The 2,817-nt window shown below is 65.7% G+C and carries 3 protein-coding genes; all 3 read right to left on the bottom strand.

Annotated features, from left to right (window positions below; translation table 11 throughout):
- A partial coding sequence (locus ASD58_RS22925) for an AMP-binding protein (RefSeq protein ID WP_156401441.1) occupies window positions 1-338 on the bottom strand: 338 nt, incomplete at its 3' end.
- The gene (locus ASD58_RS22920; RefSeq protein ID WP_057263543.1) at window positions 332-2,290 is read right to left on the bottom strand and encodes a condensation domain-containing protein; all 1,959 of its coding nucleotides are present in this window, start codon (window positions 2,288-2,290) and stop codon (window positions 332-334) included. The genes ASD58_RS22920 and ASD58_RS22925, both read right to left, overlap by 7 nt.
- Window positions 2,287-2,817 (bottom strand): phosphopantetheine-binding protein (locus tag ASD58_RS22915; RefSeq protein WP_200951665.1); only part of this gene is annotated, 531 nt, incomplete at its 5' end. The genes ASD58_RS22915 and ASD58_RS22920, both read right to left, overlap by 4 nt.

Here is a 2,817-nt window from a genome sequence, read left to right as displayed (position 1 = left end):
CTTTGCACCGGCAGCACGTCTTCCAGCGCCGCCGTCGTCAGCAGCACCGCCGGCGCGCTGTCGGCCAGCATGAAGGCCAGCCGCTCGGCCGGATAGCCAGCGTCCAGCGGCACGTAAGCGCCGCCGGCTTTCAGCACGGCCAGCATGGCCACGATCATGTCGGCGCCGCGCTCAAGGCACAGCCCGACGCGCGCATCGGGCCCGATGCCCAGCGCGCGCAAGTAGTGCGCCAGGCGGTTGGCGCGCGCATTCAATTCGCCATAGGAGACCGAACCCTGCTCGCCGATCAGGGCTGGCGCCTGCGGCTGCGCCGCTGCCAGCTGTCGGCCAACTACCACAGCGCCTTCGTGCGCATGCCGCGCTGGATGTCGGCCAGCATGAAGGCCAGCCGCTCGGCCGGGTAGCCAGCGTCCAGCGGCACGTAGGCGCCGCCGGCTTTCAGCACGGCCAGCATGGCCACRATCATGTCGGCGCCGCGCTCAAGGCACAGCCCGACGCGCGCATCGGGCCCGATGCCCAGCGCGCGCAAGTAGTGCGCCAGGCGGTTGGCGCGCGCATTCAATTCGCCATAGGAGACCGAACCCTGCTCGCCGATCAGGGCTGGCGCCTGCGGCTGCGCCGTTGCCAGCCGCGCAAACTCGGCATGCACCAGGCTTTCGCCCGGGTAGGCACGAGCCGTGGCATTGAAGTCGTGCAGCAGCTGCTGGCGTTCCGCTGGCGGCAGCAGCTCACAATCGTCCAGCTGGCCATCTTCATCGCTGTCAAGCGCTTCAGCCAGCTGTTCGACGGCACGCACCATCATACCGGCAATCCGCGCGGCTGCTACGCCGTCGCATTGTGCGCGCACGGAGAAGCCGTCGCCAAAATCGTCCACCGCCATACCGAACGGATAGTTGGAGCGTTCCTGCACTGCCAGGATTTGCACTCCGCCCAAGGCACTTGGTGCATCGCTGGCATCCGCAGCCCCCTTGGCGCTGTGTCGGTAATTCAGCAATGCAGTAAACAACGGCTGCGAGGCCGGTACACCGCTGCAACGCTGTGCCATGGCCAGCGAAGCCTGCTCGTGCATGAGCAGTTCCGTCAGGGATGCATTCGCTGCCAGCACGACTTGACGTGCACGGCCCGCGCCAAGCGCTACACGCACCGGCAAGGTATTGACGAACAGCCCCAGCATGCGATCGGCGGAGGCAGTTCCATGTGTACGGCCCGACAACACCGTGCCGAACACCACATCCGCGCTATCACCACACGCAGCCAATACCATGGCCCAGGCCACGTGGAACGCGCTGGCACGACTGACGCCCAGCTTGCGCGCACTGTCGCGCAGGCGTGTTGCGGTAGCCGCCGGTACGGGCAGCACCGCCTCATCCATCTGCGCCCGATCGTCAAGCAAGTCGCGCATGCCGAATGGCGTCGTGGCCTGTTCAATGTCGCCCAGCGTGCGCTTGAAGTAGGCTTCGTGTTCCTCGCGCGGCATCGCCAGCACCCTGGCGATGAAGTTCCGGTATGGCAGGGGTTTCGGCAAATGCGCCTGTTGCCCCTGCAGGATGGCGCGAATCTCACCGACCACGATGTCCAGGGTCACGTGATCGAACATGATATGGTGGTTGAGCAGTACCAGCACCCAGTTGCCCGCGTCCGCATCCTCGGCGATATGCGCTTCCAGCAGCGGCGCGCAGCTCAGGTCCATGCGCCGCGTGAGCGGATCGGTATGCGCCAGCAGGTCAGCGATGCCGCCGGCCAGCTTTGCCTCCGTGACCGGAAGCGTGGCGCGCCGGTGCACGACCTGCACCGGCTTATGCACGCCAGTGCTTACCACGGCGCTACGCAACACATCGTGGCGGTCAATGACCGTCTGCAGCGCAGCCAGGAAACTGTCCAGCAGTTCGCGGCTGGAGAAGGAGATGACTTTGCGCACCAGGTAAGGATCGCCTTGCCCACCGAGCAAGTAGTGGAACAGGATGCCTTCCTGCAGCGGGGCGAGCGGATAAATGTCCTGCACATTGGCCGCGCCGCCCGGTACTCCGGCCACGATGCGGTCGATCTCCGCTTGCGATAGCTCTACCAGGGGCAGCATCTCCGGCACGATCCTGGGCGCTGTCGCAGCAGCAGCCTGCGGCAGCGCGCCTTCCTTGAGCAAGGCGACCAGTTCGGATTTGTGCTGCTTCAACAGGGCGATGGCTTGCCCATCCAGCTTGCCTTGGCCGGCGCGCAGCACCAGATCTTCGTTGTCCAAGTGCAGGGCAATACCCTGTTCCGCGATCAGGCGCAGTACAACGTCCAGACTCATAGCCTAAATTCCTCTACCGGGTTGGCATCAGCGAATACTTCAGGGATCAGGTTCGCGGGAATCGAATCGTCTTCTGTCCCGGTGCAGCGCTGCAAAGCCAGCGCCGACTCCATCAGGACGGGGGAGGTAAACACGGTTCGAATCACCGTGTTCCATCCCTGGCGCCGCAGCCTCTCAACCAGGTGCACCACCAGCAGCGAATGCCCGCCCAGCTCGAAGAAGTGGTCGTGGCGTCCGACCCGTTCCACGCCCAGCAGCTCTTGCCAGACCTGCGCCAGCACCTGCTCCGCCTCGCCCTGCGGCGCTTCATAAGGCCGCGCCGCCAATGCCGCCTCGTCCGGGGCCGGCAAGGCCTTGCGATCGAGCTTGCCGTTGGCCGACAGCGGCAGAGCCTCCAGCAGCATGAAGGCACTCGGGATCATGTAATCGGCCAGCCGGCGCGCCAGCGCCTGGCGCAAGGTCGCCGGTTCCAGCAATTCGGCTGGCGCTTCGGCCTGCGCCGTCAGGTAGGCCACCAGGCGTTGCCC

The sequence above is a fragment of the Duganella sp. Root1480D1 genome (assembly GCF_001427305.1).
In the GTDB taxonomy this organism is placed as follows: domain Bacteria; phylum Pseudomonadota; class Gammaproteobacteria; order Burkholderiales; family Burkholderiaceae_D; genus Rugamonas.
This window is presented reverse-complemented; position numbering and strand designations above follow the sequence as displayed.